Below are 24,569 nucleotides of genomic sequence, written 5' to 3'. Positions count from 1 at the left end.
CACTTTCTTTTATTTGACTCCGCGGCCTTAAGCATCTCAATCAGTTCTGCCTTTGCATCCTCTTCAAACATCAGATCTATCAGTCTGATCTTTAATTCATCCTGCATTCTCTCCATCGCTGATTCATGAAACATATAACTGTTCTCATACGCCAGAACTATAAGCTTTATATAATTGGCCAGAAGTGCGACATCGAGATCCGCCCTGACACCCTCCATATGAACCATAAGCCTCTCAGCTACATATGTTTCTCTGGCAAGACTTACCTCTTTACCTCTCGCCTTATCAGCCTCATACCGAGCTCTCTCATCCTCTGCTACAAACTTCTTATAGATAGAGTTACTGGAAAGAAATGTCGTAAACCACATTTGAAAAACCTCAGCCGGTTTCATCTTCTTTCCCGGCGGAAATTTCTTATCAAGTTCGTCTAAGACCTTCTTTCGATTATATTCAAGTGCATAGCTTACATATTCTTCTTTAGAACTGAAAAAATTGTAAAATGTACTCTTTCCGATTCCTACCTTCTTCGTAATCTTATCAACAGACATATGGACAAGCCCGTATTCTTCCAAAAGCGGTATAGCCTGCTCCAACATTGATATACGAAGCTTTTCTCTTTCTTCTTCTGTAAATACTCTTGGTGGCATAAAGCTTATCCTCCTTTTTGTCTAACTTCCGGCAGGTCTTGCGACCATTTTTGATTTTTAGTCGCATTAAAAGCAAAAATCATGCGACCGCTTTTTATTTTTGGTCGCATGATTAATATACATTAATTTGAGTTAGATGTCAATAACTTTCACCAAATCAATAATATTATCTCCAATCTTAATCCCATTTCTTTTCAGGAAGTCCGGAAATCCTTCGATATGCTCGGGCTGATTGTTTTATTCAGTTCTTATCTTTACTTTTTTTCCTGAGAATGCTATCCTAAATTTAATGATATCCGCCGCGCCCTCTGAACTCTGTCATGATATCTGTGGACAGGAATTTGGAATTGCTGCCGGTCACATAGACATCCACGTTTTCCTTCCGTAACAGACCATTCAGGACTCCGTACAGTCTGATCGGTATATCCGGATTCTTCATTTCCTCCCTGGTAATTGCGTACTGTGCCTCATCTATGAACACATAGTATTTCTGCTTAGGATCAGTCAGCTTGCTCTTTATATAATCATAGAGTCTTCCCGGATCCGTATATTCAGCATAATCATCATCATCCAAGGGAACCGTGATGATATTATCCTCCGGCACACCGGACTGAACGAGATAGTCATAGAACAAATGGAACAAAAGATATGTCTTTCCACATCTTCTGATCCCCGTAACCACCTTTATCATTCCGTTGTTCATCCGGCTGATCAACCGCTCAAGATATCGGTTTCTTTTGATTTCCATGGTATCCTCCAAATGCAACTATTTTATTTTAGATTTTTTCCGTTTCCGTCGATTTTCTAAAATAGAAATACCATATACCAGATATCCATGTCAATACGCCATTTTAGTTTTTTGACGTTTCCGGCATTTTTCTAAAATAATGTCACTCATTTATTCAGATTTTATCATGAGATTTGAGCAGTGTCATATTTTCAGGCACAAAAATAGCGGGTAACTACGCCGAAACGCAGCTACCCGCCATCAATTTAATCTCCTCTTCCCACGCGCTATCCATAAGCTGGGATCAATATTTCAATAGCTTTGTTGTACTCTTAAGGATCCATTTGTGCTTTGTGAACCCAATTTCTTCGGCAGCCTCTTTTCCCTTCTTCTCAACATATACTGTTACGAAGACCACGCCCAGTCCAAAAATCATTAAAACATCTCTAAAGACGAATGAAATGACAGTATCCATTACGGAATCACTTCCAAAAGAAATCATCAAAAGACTAAGAACGATCATTGCGAGGCCGGCAATGGCCGCATGTACCGTATCTTTAGTCACGTTAAATCTAAACAATTTATTCATCAGATCTCTATCTCCTCATCATACTACGCATGCCTTGCTGCTCTCTATAGAACCGGAGAATATCCCCTGGTTCCGCTTCATCAGAAGGCTTCGGTACAGGCATAGCAAGGTTTACGAGCACCTTGCCATTCTTTTGTTGTACACCTGTGTGATTGAGGTAGGTGCCGCTTTATCATCCCTGCTGACGATAAACTGGCAAAGAAAAAGACCATCAGAATTGATGATCTTGTCTCTCGTCCTTTATTCTGTTCTGATCAAAGCTGGGAAAATGATATACCCAGATGGGCCGGCAACCGCATGTCGGAACTGCACCTCGAAGGCTCATTTCGACTTGCCTATAACGGATCTATGTTTGCAAAAGAGCACCTTGGCTATCTGCTTACCTTCAACAAGCTGATCGATACTTCAGAAAGCAGCGGCCTCGTATTCCGCCCCTTATCTCCAAAGCTTGAGACAAATCTGTATCTCGTATGGAAGAAATATCAGACCTTTTCTCCGATAGCATCCAGGTTTCTCTCTCAGATAAAAGATTCATTTCTGCCCGGATAATCTTTTCAAGCGAGTTTAACTTCCGTGATATAGTACTGACTCTATCAAGAATTCATCTTGTGCTATCCGCTTTCCACCGAAATATTTTAGTCAATTACACCTGCTCAAAGATGAACCTCCTCTGTAGGTGTCGACAAACTCTTTCTCATTCCATGTCTCGTAGTATTCCAGCACATCATTATCATTTTCAGCACTCTTTAATGTATATTGGATTCCAGCTGATGCTTCAGCCTTCACAATATATTTACCAGGTGAAGTTTCCTCTAAGTAAGAAATTTCGTCTATATGGTCTGTAAAAAAGTCAGCATCTTTCATATGTCCGTAGTTTATCTGAAGACCATCAAACTGCACATAGTATTCCGGCTGTATTTCCCCATCCATCTCATATCCTATGGAGGCTGTCTACCATGTACCAGAAAGCACGTCTTCCTGATTCACCGAAGCCATGTCTTTTCTTTCCATGTTAAATTCCATATGTCCGGTATCATACCCGCAATCAATGGGAACTGTCTTGGTCTCAATACCTTTATCTGACTGGACCGGATAAGTAAAGTCTGTCACCTTCCCACTTAAACTCAGGTTTATCTTTTGCCTTTGCTGTATAAGCCCAGGCCTCATATGCATAATTAAAGTTATTCTGTGTTCCGTCCAGGGTATCATTCAGGATTATTCCATAACAACCTGCTTCTTTACTGATTATACCAAGCGTCTTATATCTTCCTGTTGGTTCCAGTGCCAGGGAAACAACAGCATCTGTTTCTCCCCTAAGGTCAATTGGCGTCCCCCATTCCTGGCCACCTAATCCGCATTCTCCAAGTATCCTGTCAATCACCATATAATATTTTTCACCATCAATCGGATCCGCATATCTGAACTCTTCGCTACCGGATGATGGTGCAAGATAAATTGAAGTCGGTCCATCCGCACCACCTATTATCGTAAAGTTATCATCTTTCTTTTCGCTACATCCTGATGCGCTTACCGCTAGAGCTAAAATCAAGGCGGTAACTATTGCTTTTTTCATACACTTATATCCTTAAATGAGCGCATGAAATTAAACATCCACTCTGATTTGCCCCGGAGTGATGATTCATAACTTTCGCTATAGAGGCAATAATTGCGATTCATTGTTGTCATGTCTCTTTCTTTTCCTTTCCGGGTGCTTTATCTGCTCCGCTTATCTCTTTCTATATCGTATAGTAACACCCGAGTCTTAAGTTGTCATTATATTTGTAGTATAAAATCAATTTTCTAGTGGCCATTCGGAATCAACATCTAAACCATTATCTGCAAGCCAGTCATCTTCAACTGACACAAGTTTCTCATTCCCAGCATCATCCACAAGAGTAACTGATACCTCAGGCTTCTGTGACTTAAGAGTCGGGAATAGAAGTACATCTTTGTACTTTTATTTTTTAGTTAAGAGGATTCTTATAGAATTCCTTAAAGTTATTGTAACCCTGCTCTTCAAGGGCCTGCTTCTGGAATTTCTTGTTCTTGTTCATGCGAACCACAAGTATCTGCTCACCATTCTTACGAGCTTCCTGAGCCTGTCCAAGAATATCTGAAAGCATCTGTCCGCTAATACCCTTCTCGATAAGGTATGCTGTCTTATCTGCAGCGCCCGGAACCTTGAATCCCTCATCCATCATGATCATTATGATTCTCTCAAATCCAATTGAGAATCCACATGCAGGAGTCTCCTGACCCAGGAACTTGCCTACCATCTTGTCGTAACGACCACCGCCACCGCAGCTTCCTCCATACTGAGGCATTGCGATCTCAAAAATAGTTCCTGTATAATAGCTCATTCCTCTTACAAGAGTAGGATCAAATACTATTTCAAACTCTGCTGCCTTATTGGCATCTACGCTTGAGATTATCTCTTCAAGATTAAGCTTTGCATCTGCTTCAAGAAAATCTCCGAGTGTTTCAGCAAGGAATTTAAGTCCTTCGATACCCTTGTTGACTTCAAGCCCCTTGAAAAGGCCAAGATACTTATCTACAGACTCTTTAGAATATCCGTTTTCGATAAGTTCAGCTTCTACGCCTTCAAGGCCAATCTTGTCCATCTTATCAACTGTAATAAATACAGAATCATATGACTCTTCTGAGAATCCGGCATATGCTGCCATATCCTTAAGAATCCTTCTATCATTGATACGGATCTGGAATCCTTTAAAGCCAAGCTTGCCAAGAGTAGATGTTGTAGCAAGGATAAGCTCTATCTCTGCGAGGTTAGAAGGCTCACCAAGGATATCTATATCACACTGCATGAACTGACGATATCTTCCCTTCTGAGGACGGTCAGCTCTCCATACATATCCCATCTGCAGTGCCTTAAAAGGAGATGGAAGTTCATTGGCATGATTAGCATAAAAACGTACAAGCGGTACAGTAAGGTCATATCTAAGTCCTGAATCTGTGAGATCATTCTCCTCTTTAGCTTCAGCAAGGCGAAGCTTCTCGCCTCTTTTCATGATCTTGAATATAAGCTTTTCGTTATCTCCGCCCTGTTTGGAATTAAGATTTGCAAGTGACTCAACGCAAGGTGTATCTATACTTGTAAAACCATATCTGGCATATGTCTCCTTGATCACACCAATTACATAGTCGCGCAGCTGCATCTCTGCAGGAAGCACGTCCTTCATTCCTGTTACGGGCTTTTTAATAAGAGCCATGAATATTTCCTCTTCTTTCTATCTGTTGATTATTATAGACTTTAATTTTCTATCAGTCGCAAATTATAACATATTCCTTTAGTCTAGTAAAGCAGGCAAGCATTTTGCGTCTCGACTTGATCTGCAAGTAAATCTGTTATATCTCTTAATCCAGTACGTTTATTGTCCTGTCTGGATCCGGGAGTAAATCTCTTCTACATCTGAAAGCAGTACACTTACTGTCTCGCCTTGATCTGTTGCTCCTGTGAGCATACCAATATAGTGACCATATGCATCAAAGGTTGGACCTCCGCTCATGCCTGCGTCTGCGCTACATCTGCAGTAGAGCATATCCTGAAGGAGCGCAGAAACATAAACTGATGGTTCCATAATGTATCCTGCATAAGATGTATCAGCAATCATACCAGTCGTATTGCCTGACACAAGGTCTTGACGCATTATCTCTTTGGAATGGATTACAAACATGGGTTCTTCTGCAGATAATACAGTTGTCTGACTATCATAGGGGACTACACATCGAAGCTGTTTTAACTCATCTTCATCCATACAGGATGAATCAACAGACAAAAAGGCACAGTCTGCATCATCATCAAAAGCTTCCACTGTAAATTCTGATATCACGCCGTTATAAAAAACTACATATCCAAGAGCTTTTTTAGTAACTACCTGGGATATAACATGATAATTGGTAGCTACTAAAATAGTATTTTCATCATATTCCCATATGCATCCGCTTCCAAAACTTCCGTATATCGAAGGATCTGTTATGGAAGGATCAACTACCTGAGAATTAGAATCCAAAGTATAATAATCTGCATTACTAGTATACGAGTCATTAAAATCTGTATCACTAGTATACGAGGCATCAGAATATACACTGTCTGATAGATCAGTATATATATGGATCTGAACCATTGTCTGCTTAGCATTTTCAAAAGAGGCGCCAAGATCCGGTTCATCGAGAATAGTCATAGGGGTTCCTTTATTTTTGGAAAAGCCTATGAATTCTTTGAAATCATCAAATTGTAGTGTGATTATTGCCACAAATACAAATATCCCCAGCAGAAATACTGACAGGGATATCTTTTTGGCTTGTTGTGATATATTTTTGCTCATATTTTTTTAGAAGAGCAGACCTGTAAGCCGGGTTATGTCTAGGATGATCATCTATCTAGAACGCCTGTTGCCAGACGCTTCAAGCGACCCACCTGAAAGCGGACCGGGCCGGCCCATAGCTTTCTATTCGGTCTTGCTTCGGATAGGGTTTACATGGCTACGGATGTTACCACCCGCACGGTAGTCTCTTACACTGCCTTTCCACCCTTACCAACTAATGTTGGCGGTATATCTCTGTTGCACTATCCCGGGAGTCACCTCCGCCGGACGTTATCCGGTATCCTGCCCTTTGAAGCCCGGACTTTCCTCACCTGCACCCTTTCGGGTATTGCAGCCGCGATCATCTGGCCTGCTCAGATATTTAATTTACGCCTTTCATTACAAAGTTGTCAAGACAATAATATCATTACGTAAGATTGTATAGTTTCTATAAGAAAGAACAATCCTTTAATTATCCTATGTCAAAAAATCTTTTAACTCAGGTTATACATTAAAGCAGCTTCCACCAACAAATTCTCTTACTATTGAATTATGTGGAAGTTCTGTGGAGTCTATTCCTATAAAATAATCAAGGAATTTAAGGAGTCTCTTTGCTTCATAATATTCAGGATCATCTTTTGTTATAGAGAAAAGAAGCGGTTCTGCCTGGTTTTTAAGAACAGCCAGCTCATATATCTGTGCCGAGTTAAACATTTCATCTGCACTTTCCTGGAATGGGAAGATGTTTCTTTCTTCTCCTCTTCTTACAGAAGGCCACATTGATATTGTACGCTTGCCAGAAGCTCCTCTTGTTCTTGCATCACGAACCATTCTTCTTATAAGTCTTGCATCTGTTGTGGATATACGATTGTGTGCATCGACATTAAGTGTTGTAAGTGAGCTTACATATATCTTGTATTTACTTTCCTTTGGAAGTGCATAGCTCATTTTTTCATTAAGTCCGTGTATTCCTTCAATAACAAGGATGTCTTCTTCACCAAGTTTTATCGGCTTACCTGGATATTCACGTTTACCACTTATAAAATTAAATACCGGAAGGTCTACTTCTTCACCATTAAGGAGTTTAGTCATGTCCTGATTGAACTGCTCTATATCCATAGCTTCAAGACATTCAAAATCATAGTTACCATCTTCATCCCGAGGTGTCTCTTCACGATTCTTGAAATAATTATCAAGTGATATCTGATGAGGTACCATTCCATGTGTACGAAGCTGTATTGAAAGTCTGTGCGAAAAGCTGGTCTTACCTGAAGAGCTTGGTCCTGCTATCATAACAAACTTTACATTAGATGATGAAAAGATATTCTCAGCAATTTTGCCAATTCTACGTTCCTGAAGAGCTTCCTGAACAAGAATAAGATCACTAAGTTTTCCTGAACATATGGCATTATTGAGATCTCCAACATTATCGATTCCCATCATATGCCCCCAATTACTTGAGAGTATCATCTGTTCAAAGACTTTTTCTCTTGGAGCAAATGTTCTTATTTCGTTAGGACTTGACTGCGGTGGAAGAAGCAGCAATACTCCGGTATGATACTTCTGTACTTTAAAAAATTCCACATATGATGTATTGGGAAGCATATAGCCGTAAAAATAATCACAGAATCCATCCATTCGATAAACATTGATCTCACTTGCTCTGCGATATTTAAACAGATTGACCTTATCTGCCATTCCCTGCTTATTAAATATTTCTATGGCATCATCAATTGGATATGTTTTCTTGGTTATAGGTAGTTCCTGTTTACGCATTTCTTCCATGCGTTCCTGAACTTTCTTTACAAAGTCATCACTGATATTTTTCTTCTCTTTGCCATCTACCCTTATGGTGCAGTAATATCCATATCCAATAGTGAATTCAACTTTCGTACGAAGTTTTGGATCTACATCATGAACAGCCTTTATAAGCATCATTATAGCTGTTCTTCCATATGTCTTATGGCCAATGCTGTCATCCATTGTTATAAATGAAAGTACACCATCTGTTTCAACTTTTTTAAAAAGCTCACGAATCTTGCCGTTAAATATAACCAGTCCTATTCGATTGGTAAAGCGGATCTGATACTCTTTTGCTATTTCTTCGAAAGTTATTCCTTTTGCATACTCTTTTCTTTCACCCTGAACAACTATTGTAGGCATAACAGGTACCTCCTTGATGGATTAGTAGATCGCTCTACTTATGCTAAAATCCCCAGTCCTTTAATGGGGAATGTAGCCAGAATAAAAATTTAGTATTAAACATCCTGATATGGCGGTTTATATTCAGCACACATAACTTCCACTTCCGGAAGCTCCCTGTGCAAAAAGTCTCTCATATACGGGATAAATATTTTCTCAAGTCCGTAATGACTTGCATCAATTATCGGAAGTCCGCATGCTACAGCATCGATTCCGTCGTGGTGTCCGATATCACCTGTAATAAGCACGTCAACTTTTCTGTTTATGGCATTTTGAATAACATCCTTGCCTGAACCAGGGCATATCGCAACTCTTTTGATCTTCCTTGAAGGATCGCCGTACATACGTACATTTCCGATATGGAAGCATTCTTTGACATATCGTGCACATTCTATAAGGGAAATTTTTTGTGGCAGATCACCGATTCTTCCTATTCCTTCTCTTGAAAGGTCATCTTCGTAGGTAACGTCAAGGACTTCTCTGTGTTCAAGTTTCATTTCATCCGCTGCCGCATCAGCCATTCCCATTACATCAAAATTAGTATGCATTGCATAATAGCTGATGTCATATCTAAGGAGTCTAAGTATCCTTCTGCCTATGAAATCACTGTCACTGACATTCTTTATGCCTTTAAAGATAAGCGGATGATGAGTAAGGAGCATATCCGCATCCACTCTCACTGCTTCATCGACAATATCATCCGTTGCATCTAGTGCTATGAAAATCCTTTGTACTTCTTTTTCTTTTCGTCCGGCAAGAAGTCCCACATTATCCCATTCCTGTGCAAACGATACCGGCGACAACTGTTCCAAATGTTCAATTATGTCGCGACACTGCATTTTTCTCCCCCCTGTCAAAAAAGCCAAAGTGCGGTCTTAATATCGGATAGTTCCATAGACACCTGTTCAAATCGTTTTGTATGCGAATTTTTAACATCTGATATCTTATTTAAAATTGTATCACAGACTGCCTTGCCATGCACAAGAAAGGTCTGAAAATCTGCATTTGGTGACATAATAATGCATGGGCCAAAGCGGTCACAAAGTCTTAATAATGTTTCATCTGTAAGTTTTGCTTTCTGGTCTTCAGATATGTCTTTTAATTTTTCTATTGCTTTTTCATATGACTTTGGAAGATATGATGTAGATTTAGCTGCATCACCTGTGCCATCCTTATTTGGGCACTGCTTTGGAGAATCTTCATTATAACGATCATAGTTTACAATAGCTTTAATTACAGGATAATATTTCCCATCTTCTAAGAGGAACTCTTCTTGTGTTATTTCAAAGCCATTTTCTCTTAAAAAGGATCTGAACTGCATTATTTCAGACTGGGGTTCTAGTATAAGCGTCTTAAGTTTAAGAGCTCTTACGTCCTTATTACTTAATATCTTCTGCATCAAAGGTCCGCCCATACCTGCGCATATCATGGTATCTGCTTCATCTTCGCAAAGCTTTTCAAGTCCATCTGATAGTCTTGTTTCTATCAGGTCAGTAAGCCCATATTCTATTACATGCTGCTTTGCTCTTTCAAGCGGTCCTTTTCGTATATCCATAGCTATAGCATGTTCTATACGAAGGCTTTTGGCAAGATAAATAGGGACAAATCCGTGATCTGTCCCTACATCAGCTATTCTGCTTTTACAAGGCACCATATCGGCTACTGTTTTAAGCCTTTTTGAAAGTGCCGGAATATTATTTTTATCTGATTCTTTTGTGTTCATATTCTATTCAATCCTGAATGTGCGTTCATCTTCATCAAGTGACATATTGGTCTTTTCTATGCGGTCAATACTTATATATCTCCCGCGCCCTATCTTGTCCAGAAAAAGATCTATCTCGTCCTCATCGCCCTGAACTTCAGATGTAACTGATCCGTCCCATTCATTGTGAACATATCCTGTAAGACCAAGGCTGTTTGCAATATGATATGCGTTATAGCGAAAGCCTACACCTTGAACGTCACCATAGAATGTTATGTGCTGTCGTATCATAATATTTTATACCCTTGTCCCGGTATTACTTTATCAGATCTTTGGAATCAAGTACTACTGTAAATGGTCCATCGTTAGTAAGACTGACCTTCATATCAGCTCCAAATACACCTTTCTCTACAACTGGTACTTTTTCTTTGCATTTATCAATTATATATTCGTATAATTCATTAGCAAGTTCAGGACCTGCAGCATCTGTAAAGCCAGGCCTGTTACCATGCCTGCAGTCTGCATAGAGTGTGAACTGTGATATAAGCAAGAGCTCTCCTCCTACTTTATCAAGTGAAAGGTTAGTCTTACCGTTTTCATCTGCAAATATGCGAAGTCCCAGCATCTTTTTGACCATCACATCAGCAATTTCTTTAGTATCTTCATGTCCTATTCCTATAAGAACCATAAAACCTTTGCCGATCCTGCCTTTTACTTCTCCATCTACAGTTACCTGAGAATCTGTTACTACCTGTATTACAAAACGCATCTTTTACTCCTCAAAATATGATTATTCATCCCCGCCCTCGGCTTCGATTTCTTTTATAATACATTCATTTCCTCTTAAAAGCCAGGTTTCAGGGCTGTGACAATATGGACATTCTCGTCCGTATTTTACAGTCTCATATTCTCTTTTGCAACCATCGCACCATGTAACTGCAGGTATCTGCTCAAGTTTAAGTTCTGAATCTTTTAAAACGGGGTGACGTACTTTAAAATAATCCCAGCAGTCAATAAAGTAATCTGTCATTATTCCTGATACTTCACCTACCTGTAAAGTCACAGAGCCAATTCTTGTCAATCCGTTTTCTTTAGCTGTTTCATCCAGCGTTTTTGCAAGGTGAGTAACAATTCCCATTTCATGCATCTTATTGTCCTCTTTATAATTATTTATAAAAAAAGATCTAAAATCCCGGTGTTGAACAAAGTGTTCTTACTCTTTCCAGAGTGCTACCTGGCTTAAAAGCCAGTCTTCAAGGTCATCCATTCCTTCACCGCTCTTGGCAGAAACAGGGAAGATTTCTATATCTTTATTAAGACGTTTGACTCTCTCTATGCATTTATCAAGATCAAAGTCAAAATAGTCTTTGGTATCCATTTTGGTTATAACAAGTGCATCACTTTTTTCAAACATAAGCGGGTATTTAAGAGGTTTATCATCGCCTTCCGGAATGCTTAATATCATTATGTTCTTTCCTGCACCTGTATCAAATTCTGCCGGGCAGATAAGATTGCCAACATTTTCAAGAAATACAAGATCAAGGTTGTCTGTTCCCATAGCTTCCATAGCTCTTCTTGTCATACCGGCATCCATATGACACATTCCATCTGTATGCGCCTGAATGCTTTTGGCACCGGCGTCTTCTACTCTTTGTGCATCAACATCCGAAGCAATATCAGCTTCCATGACACCTATTTTCTTTTCATCCTTAAGATCCTTGATTATTCTTGACAAAAGAGTTGTCTTGCCTGATCCGGGAGATGACATAAGATTCACAAGAAGGGTTCCCTTTTTCTTCATCTCAATTCTGATAGAATCTGCATCTGCATCATTAGATGCTGTTACTGAAGCATTAAGCTCTATAGTTTTCATATTATCTGCTCCTCTCAATCTCTTTAGTAAGCCAGTCGATCCACTCTTCAAAACCGTCACCTTTAAGTGATGAAACTTTGATTATCTTCATATCAGGATTAAGTTCAAGTACACGCTTTTTACATGCTTCAAAATCAAAGTCAAATACCGGTGCAACATCTATTTTACCAATCAGCATACAGTCACTTACTGTAAACATAAGAGGATATTTAAGAGGCTTATCATCACCTTCGGGAACACTCAGTATCATAACGCGCTTGTTGGCACCTACATCAAATTCTGCAGGGCATACAAGATTGCCGACATTTTCAAGAAATACTACATCTACATCCTCAAGTCCAAGGCCTTCAAGTCCTCTTCTTGTCATATCAGCATCCATGTGGCAGCTTCCGCCTGTATGGAGCTGAATAACCTTTGCGCCGGCATCAAGTACTGCTCTTGCATCTACATCGCTGTCAACATCAGCTTCCATTACTCCTATGCGATACTTATCTTTTAAAGCTTTGATCGTACGTACCAGTGTCGTAGTCTTTCCGGCTCCAGGTGAAGCCATAAGGTTTACTAAAAATATATTATGCTTTTTAAGAAGCTCTCTTACTTTAGCAGCTTCTGCGTCATTGTCTGCAATAACTCGTTCTTTTGTTTCCAAGATTTCAAATGATCTGTCACTCATTTTTTTATTCCTTTCTTATTTTCATAATAATAAGAGCAGTAAACTTATTTTACCAACATAGTTTCCTGCGTTCAATTAGCATTTTTTTCAAAAATACATAGCTTATCTTGTGCAGTAATTCCTTTTTATCATACCATGGATACAAGATAGTGATATGGTCATTTTTGCATCATTTTAACATCAGGAAAATTGGATTATTGTTGCTATTATTTTATAATAATAATAAATACTTTTCGTATTCATTAATATTACCTTATATCCGAAAAATGATTATATAAGCTTTGGGGCTGGTCTTATATTTTTATGCCCTACTTACGACTAAGGAGGAATTTCCTGTGTTAGTATCATCCTATAGTTTTGGCAATGGAGATAATAAGATTTCCAATACTGTTTTTTATGATAAATCCATTGGTTATGGTTTTGTCGATTTAAGAAGTCCTATTGGTAATACGGCATCTGAACGATCATTATATGCAGGTGGATGGAATCTTAGAAAATCATATAAGACTCCTTGGGACGATATTGTCAGTGCTACAGATAAAGGTCTGTACCTTAATCACTCAAGAGACGTCATCATATTCAAATCTGCAGTTCCTGGTTTCGGCACCTATGAAGTCAACATAAAAATTGTCGCAGATAAGGGTGATATACGTAATATGCGTATATTTGCCGGAAGAAGGAACCTTATAGCTTCAGGAATAAATGTTCCTTCAAATGGAACCTATTCTAAGACTTTCTACGTTAATGTAACTCCTTATATTCCGGCTCTTACTTCTGTTCCTTGTATGGAGAAAGCAGTATATATAAGTGTTTGCGGAGAGAATTCCGGTATTTCAGAACTTTCTATATCACAAAAGCAGGTGCCTGTTTTATATGTTGCCGGTGATTCTACTCTTACTGATCAGAATGCCCTTGCTCCTTACTATCCTTATGGAAGCGGTGGCGGCTGGGCTCAGAACATTGCTCAGTATTTTGATAATATATCAATATGCAATTATGCCCATTCAGGACTTACAACAAACTGTTTCAGGGATGACGGCCATTGGGATATACTTGCAAAAGCCATTCATGCAGGCGATATATTCATGCTACAGTTCGGACATAATGATCAAAAGCGTCGCAATCTTGCTGCATTTGATGGCTATATTAAAAATTTGAGATGGTATATCAAAAAAATAAAAGATTTTGGTGCATATCCTATCATTTGCTCTCCTATAAGCCGCATTCCTTTTACAGATGAAGAAACAGGAAAGAAGTGCTCTCTTTTAAAAACTTATGCTCTTGCAGCAATGCAGGCTGCAGAAGAACTTAATGTTCCTTTTATCGATCTTCATACTCTTACTTTTGATAAATGGGTTGAACTTGGCGATAAAGCCGAAGACTTTTTTATGGATACAACCCACACTAACGACTACGGCGCATATCTTATAGCTGATATAGTTGCAAATGAGATAAGAAAAAAGAAAATAGAGCCTTTATGTAATTGGATCTCTCCAGATAATTCAGCTCCTTTTACACCAGATATGGATATCAAAGAGCTTCCTAAAGAGCCTGAAGAAGCAAGCCTTTTTGATATAAATATACCTTATGTGGATATTGAAGGTATCCCTCAGTATAGCCGCATATTAAGAGCTTTTAAAGGCGGTATTCTTGATCCATGCATTATGTACCTTCACCCTGATCAGACTATGCCAAGAGCCCAGGTTCTCATGGTCCTTTTTAAGGCATTAAGGATTGAAGGTAGGCGCCCTTATCACGGCAGGTATATTGATATAGGCAGATATGAGTGGGATTCATCATTTGTAGAAACCTGTGTTCAGGAAAATCTTATAGATGAACGAACTACTCCAAATGACTTGTTCAGGCCAGATGATCCTCTTACTTATGCAGAATTTGCCAGTCTTTGTGAACGAGGCATGGAAAAAGAAGTCTTGAAAAGGCCGGATCTTGGTATGTCAGAATGTCTTCACAGAGCTGTAGTTGACGGTATTGTTCCTCCTGAAGCTGTGTATGTTGATCCACAAGGCTTCGATACAGATGATATTACTGATGGTGGATGTGCTATAACAAGAGCCGATGTATATGCAGGTCTTTGCAGAGTAATGGAGATCATGGATACTATAGGTACCAAGCTTCCTACAGGCGTTGAGATGCATCCGGTTGGATAAAAGAGCTAAAATAAAACAGTCAAAATATAACAGTCAAAAAGCAATTAAAAAATAGTCAAAAAATAGCCTTCGAATGACAATTTATATCATTCGAAGGCTTTAATTTTGCTTTAGATCATTTCAGGTATGGTTCTATCTTCTTACCAACAAAGGTTATTATTGGGCCTAACAAAATGGCCATTACTATGATACCAATGTTTGGCTTTCCTCCAAAAACACAACCTAATATTATAGCCAAAAAGTCGTAACCCATTCTTACATACTTGAAGGAAATATTTTTTAAAAGTCTGTCGTGAACAATAACAGGAAACGCATCATAAGGAGCAACTCCCATGTCAGCATTCATATAAAATGATGCACTTATTACAAAACAGATTATCGCAATAGCAAATATGATCCCTCTTGCTGGAAATGTAGTAAATATACCCTCTGGTAAAAGTTTGGGCCACAAGACAAGTCTGCAAAAATCTGAAACATAGCCTATTAATATCATATTTGCAAATGTTCCGGGTCCAATCTTTTTGACGTCAAATATAATAACTATTATAAATAAAAAAGCATTTAATATAAGTTGCCATGTTCCAAAAAGTATCCCAAATTTCTTGGATATTGCAACATTCATAAAAGTACAGGGATCTGTTCCCATGTCAACTTCAATAAGAAATGACAGAAATACACCCATGCACAATACACCAAACAGCATTATAAACAGTTTCTTTTTAAATGCCGGCTGGTGTATATAAGCATTAAACAATTCTTTCATCAGTCAAGGTAATCCTTTAACTTGCGGCTTCTGCTGGGATGACGAAGTTTACGCAATGCTTTGGCCTCGATCTGACGAATACGCTCACGAGTAACGTTAAATTCCTTACCAACTTCTTCAAGAGTTCTAGCTCTTCCATCATCAAGACCAAATCTTAAGCGAAGGACCTTCTGCTCTCTTTCTGTAAGTGTTCCAAGAACCTCTACAAGCTGCTCTTTAAGAAGAGTAAATGCAGCTGCATCAGCAGGAACAGGTACATTATCATCCTGAATGAAGTCACCAAGATGCGAATCTTCCTCTTCACCAATAGGTGTTTCAAGTGATACTGGCTCCTGAGATATCTTAAGGATTTCACGTACCCTTTCAACAGGCATATTCATCTCTTTAGCAATTTCTTCCGGAAGTGGCTCACGGCCAAGTTCCTGAAGAAGCTGTCTGCTGATACGAATGAGCTTATTAATTGTCTCAACCATATGTACAGGTATACGAATAGTTCTTGCCTGATCGGCAATAGCTCTCGTAATGGCCTGACGGATCCACCAGGTTGCATATGTGGAGAACTTAAATCCTTTACGGAAATCAAACTTCTCTACAGCCTTGATAAGACCAAGGTTTCCTTCCTGGATAAGATCAAGGAAAAGCATTCCACGTCCAACATATCTTTTGGCAATAGAAACAACAAGACGAAGATTGGCTTCTGCAAGCTTATTCTTAGCATCATTACCAAGATCAATAAGTTCCTGAAGCTCTTCATCAGATTTGCCTTCTACTATAGCTTTCTCATCATCCTTAAGCTCGATAGAATCACGATCCTTGGCTTTCAAAATACGCTCAGCAAGCATACCGTTTTCCATATCCTGTGCAAGAACGATTTCCTGATCAGCATTAAGAAGCGGAACTTTACCAATTTCCTTAAGGTACATACGTACAGGATCTTCTATACTTACACCATCAGGAACTGAGAGATCGATATTCTCCATATCGACTTCTTCTTCATCGTCAAGATCTATGTCTTCATCATCAACAGGAATATCATCAGTATCCTCTGACATACGAAGAACGTCGATTCCTGACTTTTCAAGTACTTCAAGTACACTATCAAGCTGGTCTTCATTAAGATTTAGTTCTGAGAGCTGATCGCTTATCTCGTCATATTCAAGAACATTCTTCTTCTTTTTTGCAAGTGCAAGAAGTTCTTTAAGCTTTACCTTGAATTTTTCCTGAGCGTCTTCATCAAGCTCACTTGATGACTGACTTCCTTTTTCGGAAGTGTCTGCTTTTGTTTTTGCTGCTTTTGCAGGTTTTTCTGCTTTAGCTGCTTTTTCAGTTTTAGAAGTCTTAGCAGTTTTTACAGCCTTCTCTTCTTTAGCAGCCTTCTCTTCTTTATTCTCAACTTTTTCTGCAGCTTTCTTAGCAGAAACTTTAGTTTTTGTAGTAGCTTTTGTTTCCTTAACTTCTTTTTCTTCTTTAGTTGCCTTGGTCTGACTCACTTTACCTTTTACTTCCTTCTTTTGCGTTTTAGTATTTTTAGCCACTTCTGGCTCCTTTTTTACAGCCTTATCCGCAGTTTTAGATGAGGCTGATTTTGTTTTTTCTGTCTTAGCTTTACTTGTCTTTGTTTTTTCCGCCAAGGTCTTACTCTTAGCTTCTTTGTTGTCATAGCTCTGCGTCTTCTTACTGGTACTCATTTTTTCCTCCCTCGGGGTTAATATGCACCTATCCAAAAAACCGTAACGTGTGATCCTCAGTCAAGTTCGATGCGACTATGCGCCAGCTCTTCCAGCCTCTTTTTGCTGTCTACTATTGTTTTAAGCGCGTTTGCATCACCGTACTGTATCTCACTTTTCTTCTTTTCATAAGACATCCTGCTAATATCATAAATGATATCGTGCAGAGCTTTCTCTTTTTCCTCCCTGGTCTCTATTCTAACCAGACTGGTGTTGAAAATCTCAGACACTTTGGACTGCTGCTCTTCATCATCCGGAAATAGTGAGACAATGGATGCAGCCACAAATCGTCCGGCGTCAAGACCTTCAAACATTTTCTGAGCCACTCTACGATAAAGATCATCTGTAAAGTCGTCAGGATTTATATATCTTTTTACTATTTTATAAATATCAGGTTCTTCAGCAATCCATGTGAGCAACACTCGTTGGGGCTTTAGGATATTCTCCATGGGATCCCTCTTTTTGTGATTCTGATTAACCTTAATATCCTGATTTATATGCTTCGTCGGTATTCCCTCAGAAGCTACCGAAACGACCAGATTCTTAAGATCATTTATCGGTATTGAAAGCTTGGCCGCTGTAGCCTGAATATAATTCTCTCTTTCGAGGCTTTCTTCAAATTCACAAAGGCGCCTTGCGACTGCTCTGTAATAAGCAGTCTTACCGGCAGGATCTGTCATATCAAAATCCCGTTCCATGATGCGTATCTCAAAGAAAAATGTATTCTCCGCATCACGAAGCCTTCTTTCAAAGGCATCTCTGCCTTCGTTTTTGATGAATTCGTCAGGGTCTTTATATGGCTCAAGGTTAAGAGCTTTACCTCTCAGACCAGCTTCCTTCAATATCTGTATTGCGCGAAGTTCAGCTTTAACTCCCGGGCCATCGCTATCATAGGATAATAATACTTCCTGAGTATATCTTTTGATAAGCTGTGCCTGTTCCTGTGTAAAGGCTGTTCCAAGCGATGCAACTGCTTCTGTAAATCCGGCCTGATGCATTGCTATTACATCCATGTATCCTTCGCACAAAATGAAACGCCCTGCTTTTGTATTCTTGGCAAAAGAAAGACCGTAAAGATTCCTTCTCTTGTTGAAAATAGGCGTATCATTGGTATTAACATATTTGGGCTTGGCATCTCCAAGTACTCGTCCGCCAAAGCCTATAACACGGTTATTTATATCGAATATCGGGAACATAACTCTGTTCCAGAATATATCATGTGTTCCTCTTTTTTCATCATGTGATGCAAGGCCTGCAAGGATCATTATTTCGTCAGAATAACCTTTTTTTCTAAGGTAATTAACAAGCATTCCTGATCCAACAGGAGCATAGCCCAGTCCAAACTTCTGCATCGTTTCGCTGCTTAGCTGACGCTTTTGAAAGTATTCAAGACCGGCCTTTCCGCTTTGTCCTCTTAGCTCGAAAAAGTAGTACTTGGCAGCTTCTTTATTAATATCATATAGCATCTGCCTTTTAGATCGTTCTCTTCTTGCTTCTTCTGTATCATCTGCTGCCGAGAGAGCTACTCCTGCTCTGTCTGCAAGCTCTTTGACTGCTTCCGGGAAAGTCAGACTGTTATATCTTTGAAGAAAGCTAAAAACATCTCCTCCAACACCGCATCCAAAGCAGTGATACATCTGTTTAGTCCTGGACACGGAAAAAGAAGGTGATTTCTCATTATGAAAGGGACAAAGTCCCATATAGTTCGATCCTTTTTTTTCGAGATGGACATACTGTCCTATCACATCCACTATATCATTTCGTGAGCGGATTTCTTCAATCAACTCGGGTGTAAACTGCATTATTATCCTCTTGTTTTGATCATGGAATAAAACCGTTTGAAAGATTCATTAAGGTACTTCTACGGCTTTAATTCACTATTCAAAGATAAAGAATCTTTGAAGCTCCCATTCAATATACTGACCACGATTTTGGAACAAATAACTCCTCATAGCGCGCTATCGCAAAACGATCAGTCATTGAGCTGACATAATCGCAGGTAACTTTCTCAATAGGCTCGCCCTTTTCAAGAAGATTCTTCAAATATCCGGGGAATCTGTCTTCGTGGTGCAGATAATATTCATACAAAGTTTTTACAAGATCTACTGCCTTGCCCTCTTCCCCTTTGGCAACAGGATTTGTATAAACTCTTGCAAACATAAACTTACGAAGTTCCAGCATCGCATCATAGACTTCGTCTGACATTCTTATGTCATCCTTGTCTGTGCTGTTCTCAACAATATCATGGATAAAGGTATCAAGCCATTCTCCATTAGTCTTACCTACTATCTTGCTGATATTCTCCGGAACATCTTCGGGACATAATATACCGCCCCTTATAGCATCATCCATATCGTGATGGATATAGGCAATCTTATCCGAAAGTCTTACAATTCTTCCCTCCAAAGTAGCAGGTGTAAGCTCCATTTCGTGATTTATAATGCCATCTCTTACTTCCCATGTAAGATTAAGACCCTTGCCATCTTTTTCGAGCATGGTCACAAGTCTGAGACTCTGCTCATTATGTCTGAATCCATATGGGCTCACAGCATTTAAAGCCCTTTCACCTGCATGTCCAAACGGAGTATGTCCAAGATCATGTCCAAGTGCGATGGCTTCACATAAATCTTCATTTAATCTTAGTGCTCTTGCTATTGTTCGTGCGTTCTGCGCAACTTCAAGAGTATGTGTCATCCTTGTTCTGTAGTGATCACCATCAGGTGTAAGGAAGACCTGTGTTTTATCCTTTAATCTTCTGAACGATTTGGAATAGAGGATCCTATCTCTGTCTCTTTGAAAGCATGGTCTGATATCACAAAGTTCCTCGTCTCTTTCACGTCCTTTGGAATTACTGCTAAGAACCGCATAAGGACTTAAAGTCTCAGCTTCCCGCTTTTCAAGATTTTCACGTATTTTCAAATAAACTCCATTCCGTAGAATCAGTCAATTATGTTATGATCTGAATTCCACTCATCAATACGCTTTTCATATTGATCATTGAACCATGAAACAGCCTGATCAAATCCATCTTCAGTGAATTCAAACTCACATGTAGTCATTTTAGATGGGTCTGTCTGACCATATGCATATGGCTCCGGCCATACAGTAGCAACAAGCTTTGCCTCACCTCTTTGATCAACAGGAATAAAAATAACATTTGCAAGAGGATCTCTTGCCAGCCTGTATCTCATTCCCTTATAACTACCAAAGAATGCTTCACCATAATTATAATGATTGAAGTTAAAAAAAGTGTGCTTTTGTATAGGTCTTACATCCTGAATATTGTCATCCATTATCTGTTTATCCTCAGATGTCTTTTTAATTATAATTCAAATTTACCGATATCCTTATGGTTGACAACATAATAAGCCTTATTATCTTCAGGCTTAACGTATACCTGTACTTCTTTTATATCGGTCAACTTATGTCCATTAGCAACATAATTTGCTCTTGCCTTTTCAAGAATATCTGTTGTGCGAACTTCAGTATCCTTGTACTGGATATATACTTCATCTTTTTCATTTCTAGAAACAACCTGACGAGCTATATCATCACTAACAAATTTTGCAGCTTTTCTGGCTTTCTCAGTACCTTCTTTAAGGCTTTTAGCTGCAGGTTCTGCTGCCTTTTTAGCCTTCTTAAGATATGGATCGGCCTTCTTTTTGGTATCATCCAAAATAGGCTGTGCTTTGGATTTGATATTCTCCACATAAGGTTCAGCACTTTTACGTGCATTTTCAATAACCGGCTTAGTTGCATCCTTGATATCATCAATCACAGGTTTAGCCTGTTCAGATAGGTCCTGAGCCACTTCCGTCAAGGAGTCTTTAATTTTTTTAATCTTGTCGCCTGTCTTATTCTCTGCCATAATCTCGCTCCTTTTAAACAAAATTCCGCCTTTATAAAACATACTGCAACAGATTAAGTATAACACATAATGTCAAACACTTTGACTAGTATTTTACATATCTTTTGATATATATTTTCAAAAGATATTTGAATCCGATTGAACCACTTTTCCCGTAAAATCACATCTGACTGTAACACGGCTTGCTCCGCCTATAGTACAGGTAAATACTGTAAGATCCCAGTCGCCTTCGTCCATAGCCTCTACGTCATAAGTATCTATTATCTCTGTATAGGTAACTGTATAGTAAAAGCTAAGTCCGTTTACATCAGTGATTATTATGGTATCACCGCTTACAAGATTTTTTAGTCTTCCAAAATGCCTGTCATAATTATGTCCTGCAACTATAAGATTATTTTCATAAACTGAGCCCTTATAACGGCATGGCGATATTTTGGCATTCTGAGATGACCAGTCACGCTGGATTGGAAGTTCTATATCAAGTGATGGAATTGATACAATACCTATAAAGCTTTGTCCATCTACATCTATGGCAGGCATCTCACCTTCAGTTGGAACCGATATCTTTTCATCATAATCAGGAATCTGATCCAATATAGAAGACATATATGAATCCGCAAGTTGTCCGGCTTCACTGTTTTCTTTGTAATTTCTGACCACAAAAGCCATTGCACCTATGATACACACAAGTCCAATTGCCATCATCACTTTTCCTTTTGTGAATTTCATAATATTCTCCAATTTCTAAATTAAAGCAAAACAAGCGAGAAGAAAGCTCCCCGCTCCTTCCCGCTTTAAATTGTAATTATCTTATCAGCCAAAGATCCCCATCTTAAGCTTTTTTTCTGTCGCTTAAAAATCCTGCAACAAAAAATCCGATTCCTATAAGTGCAAGTACAAATACCGGCCACCATATCTGACCTGTCTGAGGAAGTCTTGTTGCTCCCAAAACCTCAGGTGTGTCATCTTCTGTTATAGCAAGTCTTACCGCACCAAGTACCTGCTGCACCGGATTTTCAGGTGTTGTGGGTGTTGTTGGTGGCTGTTGATATTCCGGTGGATTCTCTGTTCCTGTATTAGTCAAAGTAAATACATTGCCGCTTTGGCTATAGGATACTGAATATCCTGAAGGCACTGTTTCAGAAATAGTCCAGCTATGACCTTCCTCATACGACCATGAATAGTGCCAGCTATTTGATGATGACAAAGTGACTGTATTATATAAACTTCCGTCCAGATATATCTTTACTTCAATTGATGAAGGACGTTCAGAATCATAATCTACCCAGTTTTTGTAAATATCATAGTCTACAGAAACAGGGTTAAGATAATATTCACATTTGGCTGTTACATCCACTACATATTCCTGGCCGTTATCATATACCCATGTATCTGTTTCAGGATCTATTGTCGGTATTGAAGTAAAAAATGGAGTAAAAGTATAAGTGCAGTTATTTGAATCATCTACAAGTGTATCCGTTACTACCAGATATATTCCAAGATCAAGATTACTTATTGTAGCAATTCCATCAGAATCAGATGAACCTGTAGCATCATCAGAAATTCCATTTGAATATATATATGTTTTTACCGGAGTAACAAGGCTGTTCCAGGTATCTGCATCTGAAATACTATTCACTTCAACAGAACTTATCTCTGAAATATCTGTATAGGGTGAAAGCCATGCAAATTCACCGCCTTCATTTACAGAAGTAACGCGATAAAGATGTATTGTAACCCCTGTTACAGGTGTGGGATTATTAATATTATCTTCAGTTATATCACAACTGTAGGATAATCTCAGTGTCCCCTTTTTGGATGTATCAATCCTGTTTCTGGCTTCCAGAACACTGGTTCTAGCTGCGAATATAACAGTAATAATGAACATTGTCATTATTAGACTGATCATTCTTTTGATAACTTTGTACTTCTTTTCCATATTAACCCTCAAATCACCTAAATCGCTTTGATGTTCTAATCATAAATATAATAAATATGATCACAAGAATCGGTACTGCGATAAACATAGACACTGTAAATGTACTATATGTCGTAGCATCAGCCGTTATAATAAGCCTTGACTCTTCGTCATAATCTACTCTTTTTCCTCTTACTAAAAGACGATGTGTATTTACACCATAAGGTGTACATGTAACAAGTGTCACATAGTCTTCTCCATCATATATGCAAAGACTCTCCGTCTCATTAGGAAGCACTATATTAATAGAATCAACTTCATAAGCAAATACCTGATCCATTATATGAAGAAGAAAAGTATCTCCCTCTATCATCTGATCAAGATTTGTAAGAAGTTCTGAAGATGGCAGTCCTCTATGTCCTGAAAGAACAGTATGTGTTGAAAGTGTACCTGTAGGAAAAGATGTTCCAGGAAGGTGACCAATTCCTACCGTAAGAACTGACTCTTCAACTCCATGATATATAGGAAGATATACGCCTATATTTTCTATCTCCAGATAACCTATAATACCTGTTCCTGTAGGATCAAGGATGCTATTGTACTCTTCCATCTCTTCATCAGTAAGATTAAAATCCATAACTCCTGATGCAAGCTCTTCATTATATGCTATTGCAGCATCCCAAAAAGCAGAGTAGTCTTCTTCAGTAAGACTTTCCAAAGCAACATTATAATCTGCTATAGCTTTAGACTGCTGCAGACCATTGATGTAATTACTGACTGATGGGTACAAAAATATACACAAGCCGACAATAAGAACTGCAGCGAAAAAAACTGTGGAAAAATGTTCTTTTATTTTTTTGATCATTCGCTACCTCTTTTGCCAATTTCTTCATTGCCCTGTGACAGGCAATGAAGACAACGGTTATATCCCGTTCTGAATCAAAATCAAATACTACTTACTATTATGCAGCTTTTCTCTTAACGATGAATGCAGCTACTGCTGAAAGGATGAGTACTCCACCTACAAGGTAGAACATTGTTGTACCCATACCACCTGTTGAAGGAAGATATGCACCTGTTGTATTAACTACGTAAAGAACGTTATCATTAACAGAAACGCTTCCAACAACTGCTGTGCCATCCTCACCATAAGCTGCTGTAATTGTTCCTACTGCTGAATTGCTAGTTGTATCTACTGTTCCAGCAATTGAAATCTTGATCATATCTGTAAGCATGTTGTAACCGGCTTTAGCCTGTGTCTCATTAAGGTAGTAAACACCTGAATCAAGACCCTTGATCTGGATTGTACCTTCTGAAGATGTAACAATATCATCAGTTACATTATCGGCTGTTTGATCAGCAGCTAAAGTGTAAACACCCTCTGAAT

27 protein-coding genes and 1 other RNA gene are annotated in these 24,569 nt (G+C 38.8%); 2 read left to right on the top strand and 26 right to left on the bottom strand.

What is annotated here, in order from left to right; genetic code table 11:
- The 3 genes from K6G87_RS14955 to K6G87_RS14945 form a co-directional block, all read right to left on the bottom strand.
- Positions 1–647 (bottom strand): TetR/AcrR family transcriptional regulator (locus K6G87_RS14955; RefSeq protein ID WP_296838981.1); only part of this gene is annotated, 647 nt, incomplete at its 3' end.
- A 286-nt stretch (positions 648–933) separates the two neighbouring features.
- Positions 934–1,395 (bottom strand): ATP-binding protein, encoded by a 462-nt coding sequence (locus K6G87_RS14950; RefSeq protein ID WP_296838979.1) that lies wholly within the window; start codon positions 1,393–1,395, stop codon positions 934–936.
- A gap of 283 nt (positions 1,396–1,678) precedes the next feature.
- Complete coding sequence (locus K6G87_RS14945) at positions 1,679–1,963, bottom strand: hypothetical protein (protein WP_296838977.1); 285 nt, start codon at positions 1,961–1,963, stop codon at positions 1,679–1,681.
- A 297-nt stretch (positions 1,964–2,260) separates the two neighbouring features.
- Between K6G87_RS14945 and K6G87_RS14940 the strand changes: the two genes are divergently transcribed.
- Positions 2,261–2,512 carry a hypothetical protein gene (locus tag K6G87_RS14940; protein ID WP_296838973.1) on the top strand — a complete coding sequence of 84 codons (252 nt, stop codon included), beginning with the start codon at positions 2,261–2,263 and terminating at the stop codon, positions 2,510–2,512.
- A gap of 90 nt (positions 2,513–2,602) precedes the next feature.
- Here K6G87_RS14940 and K6G87_RS14935 read toward each other — a convergent pair whose 3' ends face one another.
- The 13 genes from K6G87_RS14935 to hypB (K6G87_RS14875) all read right to left on the bottom strand — a co-directional run bounded on the left by K6G87_RS14935 (position 2,603) and on the right by hypB (K6G87_RS14875) (position 12,738).
- The gene (locus K6G87_RS14935; protein ID WP_296838970.1) at positions 2,603–2,893 is read right to left on the bottom strand and encodes a hypothetical protein; all 291 of its coding nucleotides are present in this window, start codon (positions 2,891–2,893) and stop codon (positions 2,603–2,605) included.
- A 145-nt stretch (positions 2,894–3,038) separates the two neighbouring features.
- Complete coding sequence (locus K6G87_RS14930; protein WP_296838968.1) at positions 3,039–3,536, bottom strand: hypothetical protein; 498 nt, start codon at positions 3,534–3,536, stop codon at positions 3,039–3,041.
- Positions 3,537–3,927: 391 nt separating this feature from the next.
- On the bottom strand, positions 3,928–5,193 hold the full coding sequence (gene hisS, locus K6G87_RS14925; protein WP_074758923.1) for a histidine--tRNA ligase: 1,266 nt from the start codon (positions 5,191–5,193) through the stop codon (positions 3,928–3,930).
- A 159-nt stretch (positions 5,194–5,352) separates the two neighbouring features.
- Positions 5,353–6,237, bottom strand: coding sequence for a S1 family peptidase (locus tag K6G87_RS14920; RefSeq protein WP_296838965.1), 885 nt, complete (start codon positions 6,235–6,237; stop codon positions 5,353–5,355).
- A gap of 79 nt (positions 6,238–6,316) precedes the next feature.
- Positions 6,317–6,665: RNase P RNA component class A (gene rnpB, locus K6G87_RS14915), an RNA gene on the bottom strand.
- A gap of 127 nt (positions 6,666–6,792) precedes the next feature.
- Positions 6,793–8,451 carry a nucleoside kinase gene (locus tag K6G87_RS14910; protein WP_296838961.1) on the bottom strand — a complete coding sequence of 553 codons (1,659 nt, stop codon included), beginning with the start codon at positions 8,449–8,451 and terminating at the stop codon, positions 6,793–6,795.
- A gap of 95 nt (positions 8,452–8,546) precedes the next feature.
- Positions 8,547–9,329 carry a Nif3-like dinuclear metal center hexameric protein gene (locus K6G87_RS14905; protein WP_296838958.1) on the bottom strand — a complete coding sequence of 261 codons (783 nt, stop codon included), beginning with the start codon at positions 9,327–9,329 and terminating at the stop codon, positions 8,547–8,549.
- 14 nt (positions 9,330–9,343) lie between these two features.
- The gene (locus tag K6G87_RS14900) at positions 9,344–10,213 is read right to left on the bottom strand and encodes a class I SAM-dependent methyltransferase (RefSeq protein ID WP_296838956.1); all 870 of its coding nucleotides are present in this window, start codon (positions 10,211–10,213) and stop codon (positions 9,344–9,346) included.
- Positions 10,214–10,216: 3 nt separating this feature from the next.
- Positions 10,217–10,483: an acylphosphatase gene (locus K6G87_RS14895; RefSeq protein WP_296838953.1), complete on the bottom strand. Its 267-nt coding sequence runs from the start codon at positions 10,481–10,483 to the stop codon at positions 10,217–10,219.
- 25 nt (positions 10,484–10,508) lie between these two features.
- Positions 10,509–10,961 (bottom strand): D-aminoacyl-tRNA deacylase, encoded by a 453-nt coding sequence (gene dtd / locus K6G87_RS14890; RefSeq protein ID WP_296838950.1) that lies wholly within the window; start codon positions 10,959–10,961, stop codon positions 10,509–10,511.
- Positions 10,962–10,982: 21 nt separating this feature from the next.
- Complete coding sequence (locus K6G87_RS14885; protein ID WP_296838947.1) at positions 10,983–11,339, bottom strand: hydrogenase maturation nickel metallochaperone HypA; 357 nt, start codon at positions 11,337–11,339, stop codon at positions 10,983–10,985.
- Positions 11,340–11,405: 66 nt separating this feature from the next.
- On the bottom strand, positions 11,406–12,065 hold the full coding sequence (gene hypB, locus K6G87_RS14880; protein ID WP_296838944.1) for a hydrogenase nickel incorporation protein HypB: 660 nt from the start codon (positions 12,063–12,065) through the stop codon (positions 11,406–11,408).
- A 1-nt stretch (position 12,066) separates the two neighbouring features.
- Complete coding sequence (hypB, locus tag K6G87_RS14875; protein ID WP_296838942.1) at positions 12,067–12,738, bottom strand: hydrogenase nickel incorporation protein HypB; 672 nt, start codon at positions 12,736–12,738, stop codon at positions 12,067–12,069.
- Positions 12,739–13,073: 335 nt separating this feature from the next.
- On the opposite strand from hypB (K6G87_RS14875), the gene K6G87_RS14870 reads away from it, so the two are divergent.
- The gene (locus K6G87_RS14870; protein ID WP_296838939.1) at positions 13,074–14,906 is read left to right on the top strand and encodes a GDSL-type esterase/lipase family protein; all 1,833 of its coding nucleotides are present in this window, start codon (positions 13,074–13,076) and stop codon (positions 14,904–14,906) included.
- 115 nt (positions 14,907–15,021) lie between these two features.
- Here the strand turns inward: K6G87_RS14870 and K6G87_RS14865 are convergent, their stop codons facing one another.
- The 10 genes from K6G87_RS14865 to K6G87_RS14820 all read right to left on the bottom strand — a co-directional run.
- Entirely contained in the window at positions 15,022–15,669 is a 648-nt protein-coding gene (locus K6G87_RS14865; RefSeq protein WP_296838936.1) for a YczE/YyaS/YitT family protein, read from the bottom strand.
- A complete protein-coding gene (rpoD, locus tag K6G87_RS14860) occupies positions 15,669–17,300 on the bottom strand; it encodes an RNA polymerase sigma factor RpoD (RefSeq protein WP_296838983.1) in 1,632 nt (543 codons plus the stop codon). The genes K6G87_RS14865 and rpoD overlap by 1 nt, the downstream gene beginning before the upstream one ends.
- A gap of 113 nt (positions 17,301–17,413) precedes the next feature.
- Positions 17,414–19,198 (bottom strand): DNA primase, encoded by a 1,785-nt coding sequence (gene dnaG / locus K6G87_RS14855; RefSeq protein ID WP_296838933.1) that lies wholly within the window; start codon positions 19,196–19,198, stop codon positions 17,414–17,416.
- 109 nt (positions 19,199–19,307) lie between these two features.
- Entirely contained in the window at positions 19,308–20,315 is a 1,008-nt protein-coding gene (locus K6G87_RS14850) for a deoxyguanosinetriphosphate triphosphohydrolase (protein WP_296838930.1), read from the bottom strand.
- A 20-nt stretch (positions 20,316–20,335) separates the two neighbouring features.
- Positions 20,336–20,689 carry a hypothetical protein gene (locus K6G87_RS14845; protein ID WP_296838928.1) on the bottom strand — a complete coding sequence of 118 codons (354 nt, stop codon included), beginning with the start codon at positions 20,687–20,689 and terminating at the stop codon, positions 20,336–20,338.
- Positions 20,690–20,718: 29 nt separating this feature from the next.
- Positions 20,719–21,264, bottom strand: coding sequence for a DUF6465 family protein (locus tag K6G87_RS14840; protein ID WP_296838925.1), 546 nt, complete (start codon positions 21,262–21,264; stop codon positions 20,719–20,721).
- Between the two features lie 117 nt (positions 21,265–21,381).
- Positions 21,382–21,993, bottom strand: coding sequence for a sortase (locus K6G87_RS14835; protein ID WP_296838922.1), 612 nt, complete (start codon positions 21,991–21,993; stop codon positions 21,382–21,384).
- Positions 21,994–22,096: 103 nt separating this feature from the next.
- The gene (locus K6G87_RS14830) at positions 22,097–23,203 is read right to left on the bottom strand and encodes a Cna B-type domain-containing protein (protein ID WP_296838920.1); all 1,107 of its coding nucleotides are present in this window, start codon (positions 23,201–23,203) and stop codon (positions 22,097–22,099) included.
- A 13-nt stretch (positions 23,204–23,216) separates the two neighbouring features.
- Positions 23,217–24,047 carry a class C sortase gene (locus tag K6G87_RS14825; protein ID WP_296838917.1) on the bottom strand — a complete coding sequence of 277 codons (831 nt, stop codon included), beginning with the start codon at positions 24,045–24,047 and terminating at the stop codon, positions 23,217–23,219.
- A 97-nt stretch (positions 24,048–24,144) separates the two neighbouring features.
- The coding region (locus tag K6G87_RS14820; RefSeq protein WP_296838914.1) for a SpaA isopeptide-forming pilin-related protein at positions 24,145–24,569 on the bottom strand (425 nt) is incomplete at its 5' end.

The sequence above is a fragment of the Butyrivibrio sp. genome (genome assembly GCF_024699075.1).
Note: the sequence above shows the minus strand (reverse complement) of the source record. Positions and strands in the feature narration are given on the sequence as shown.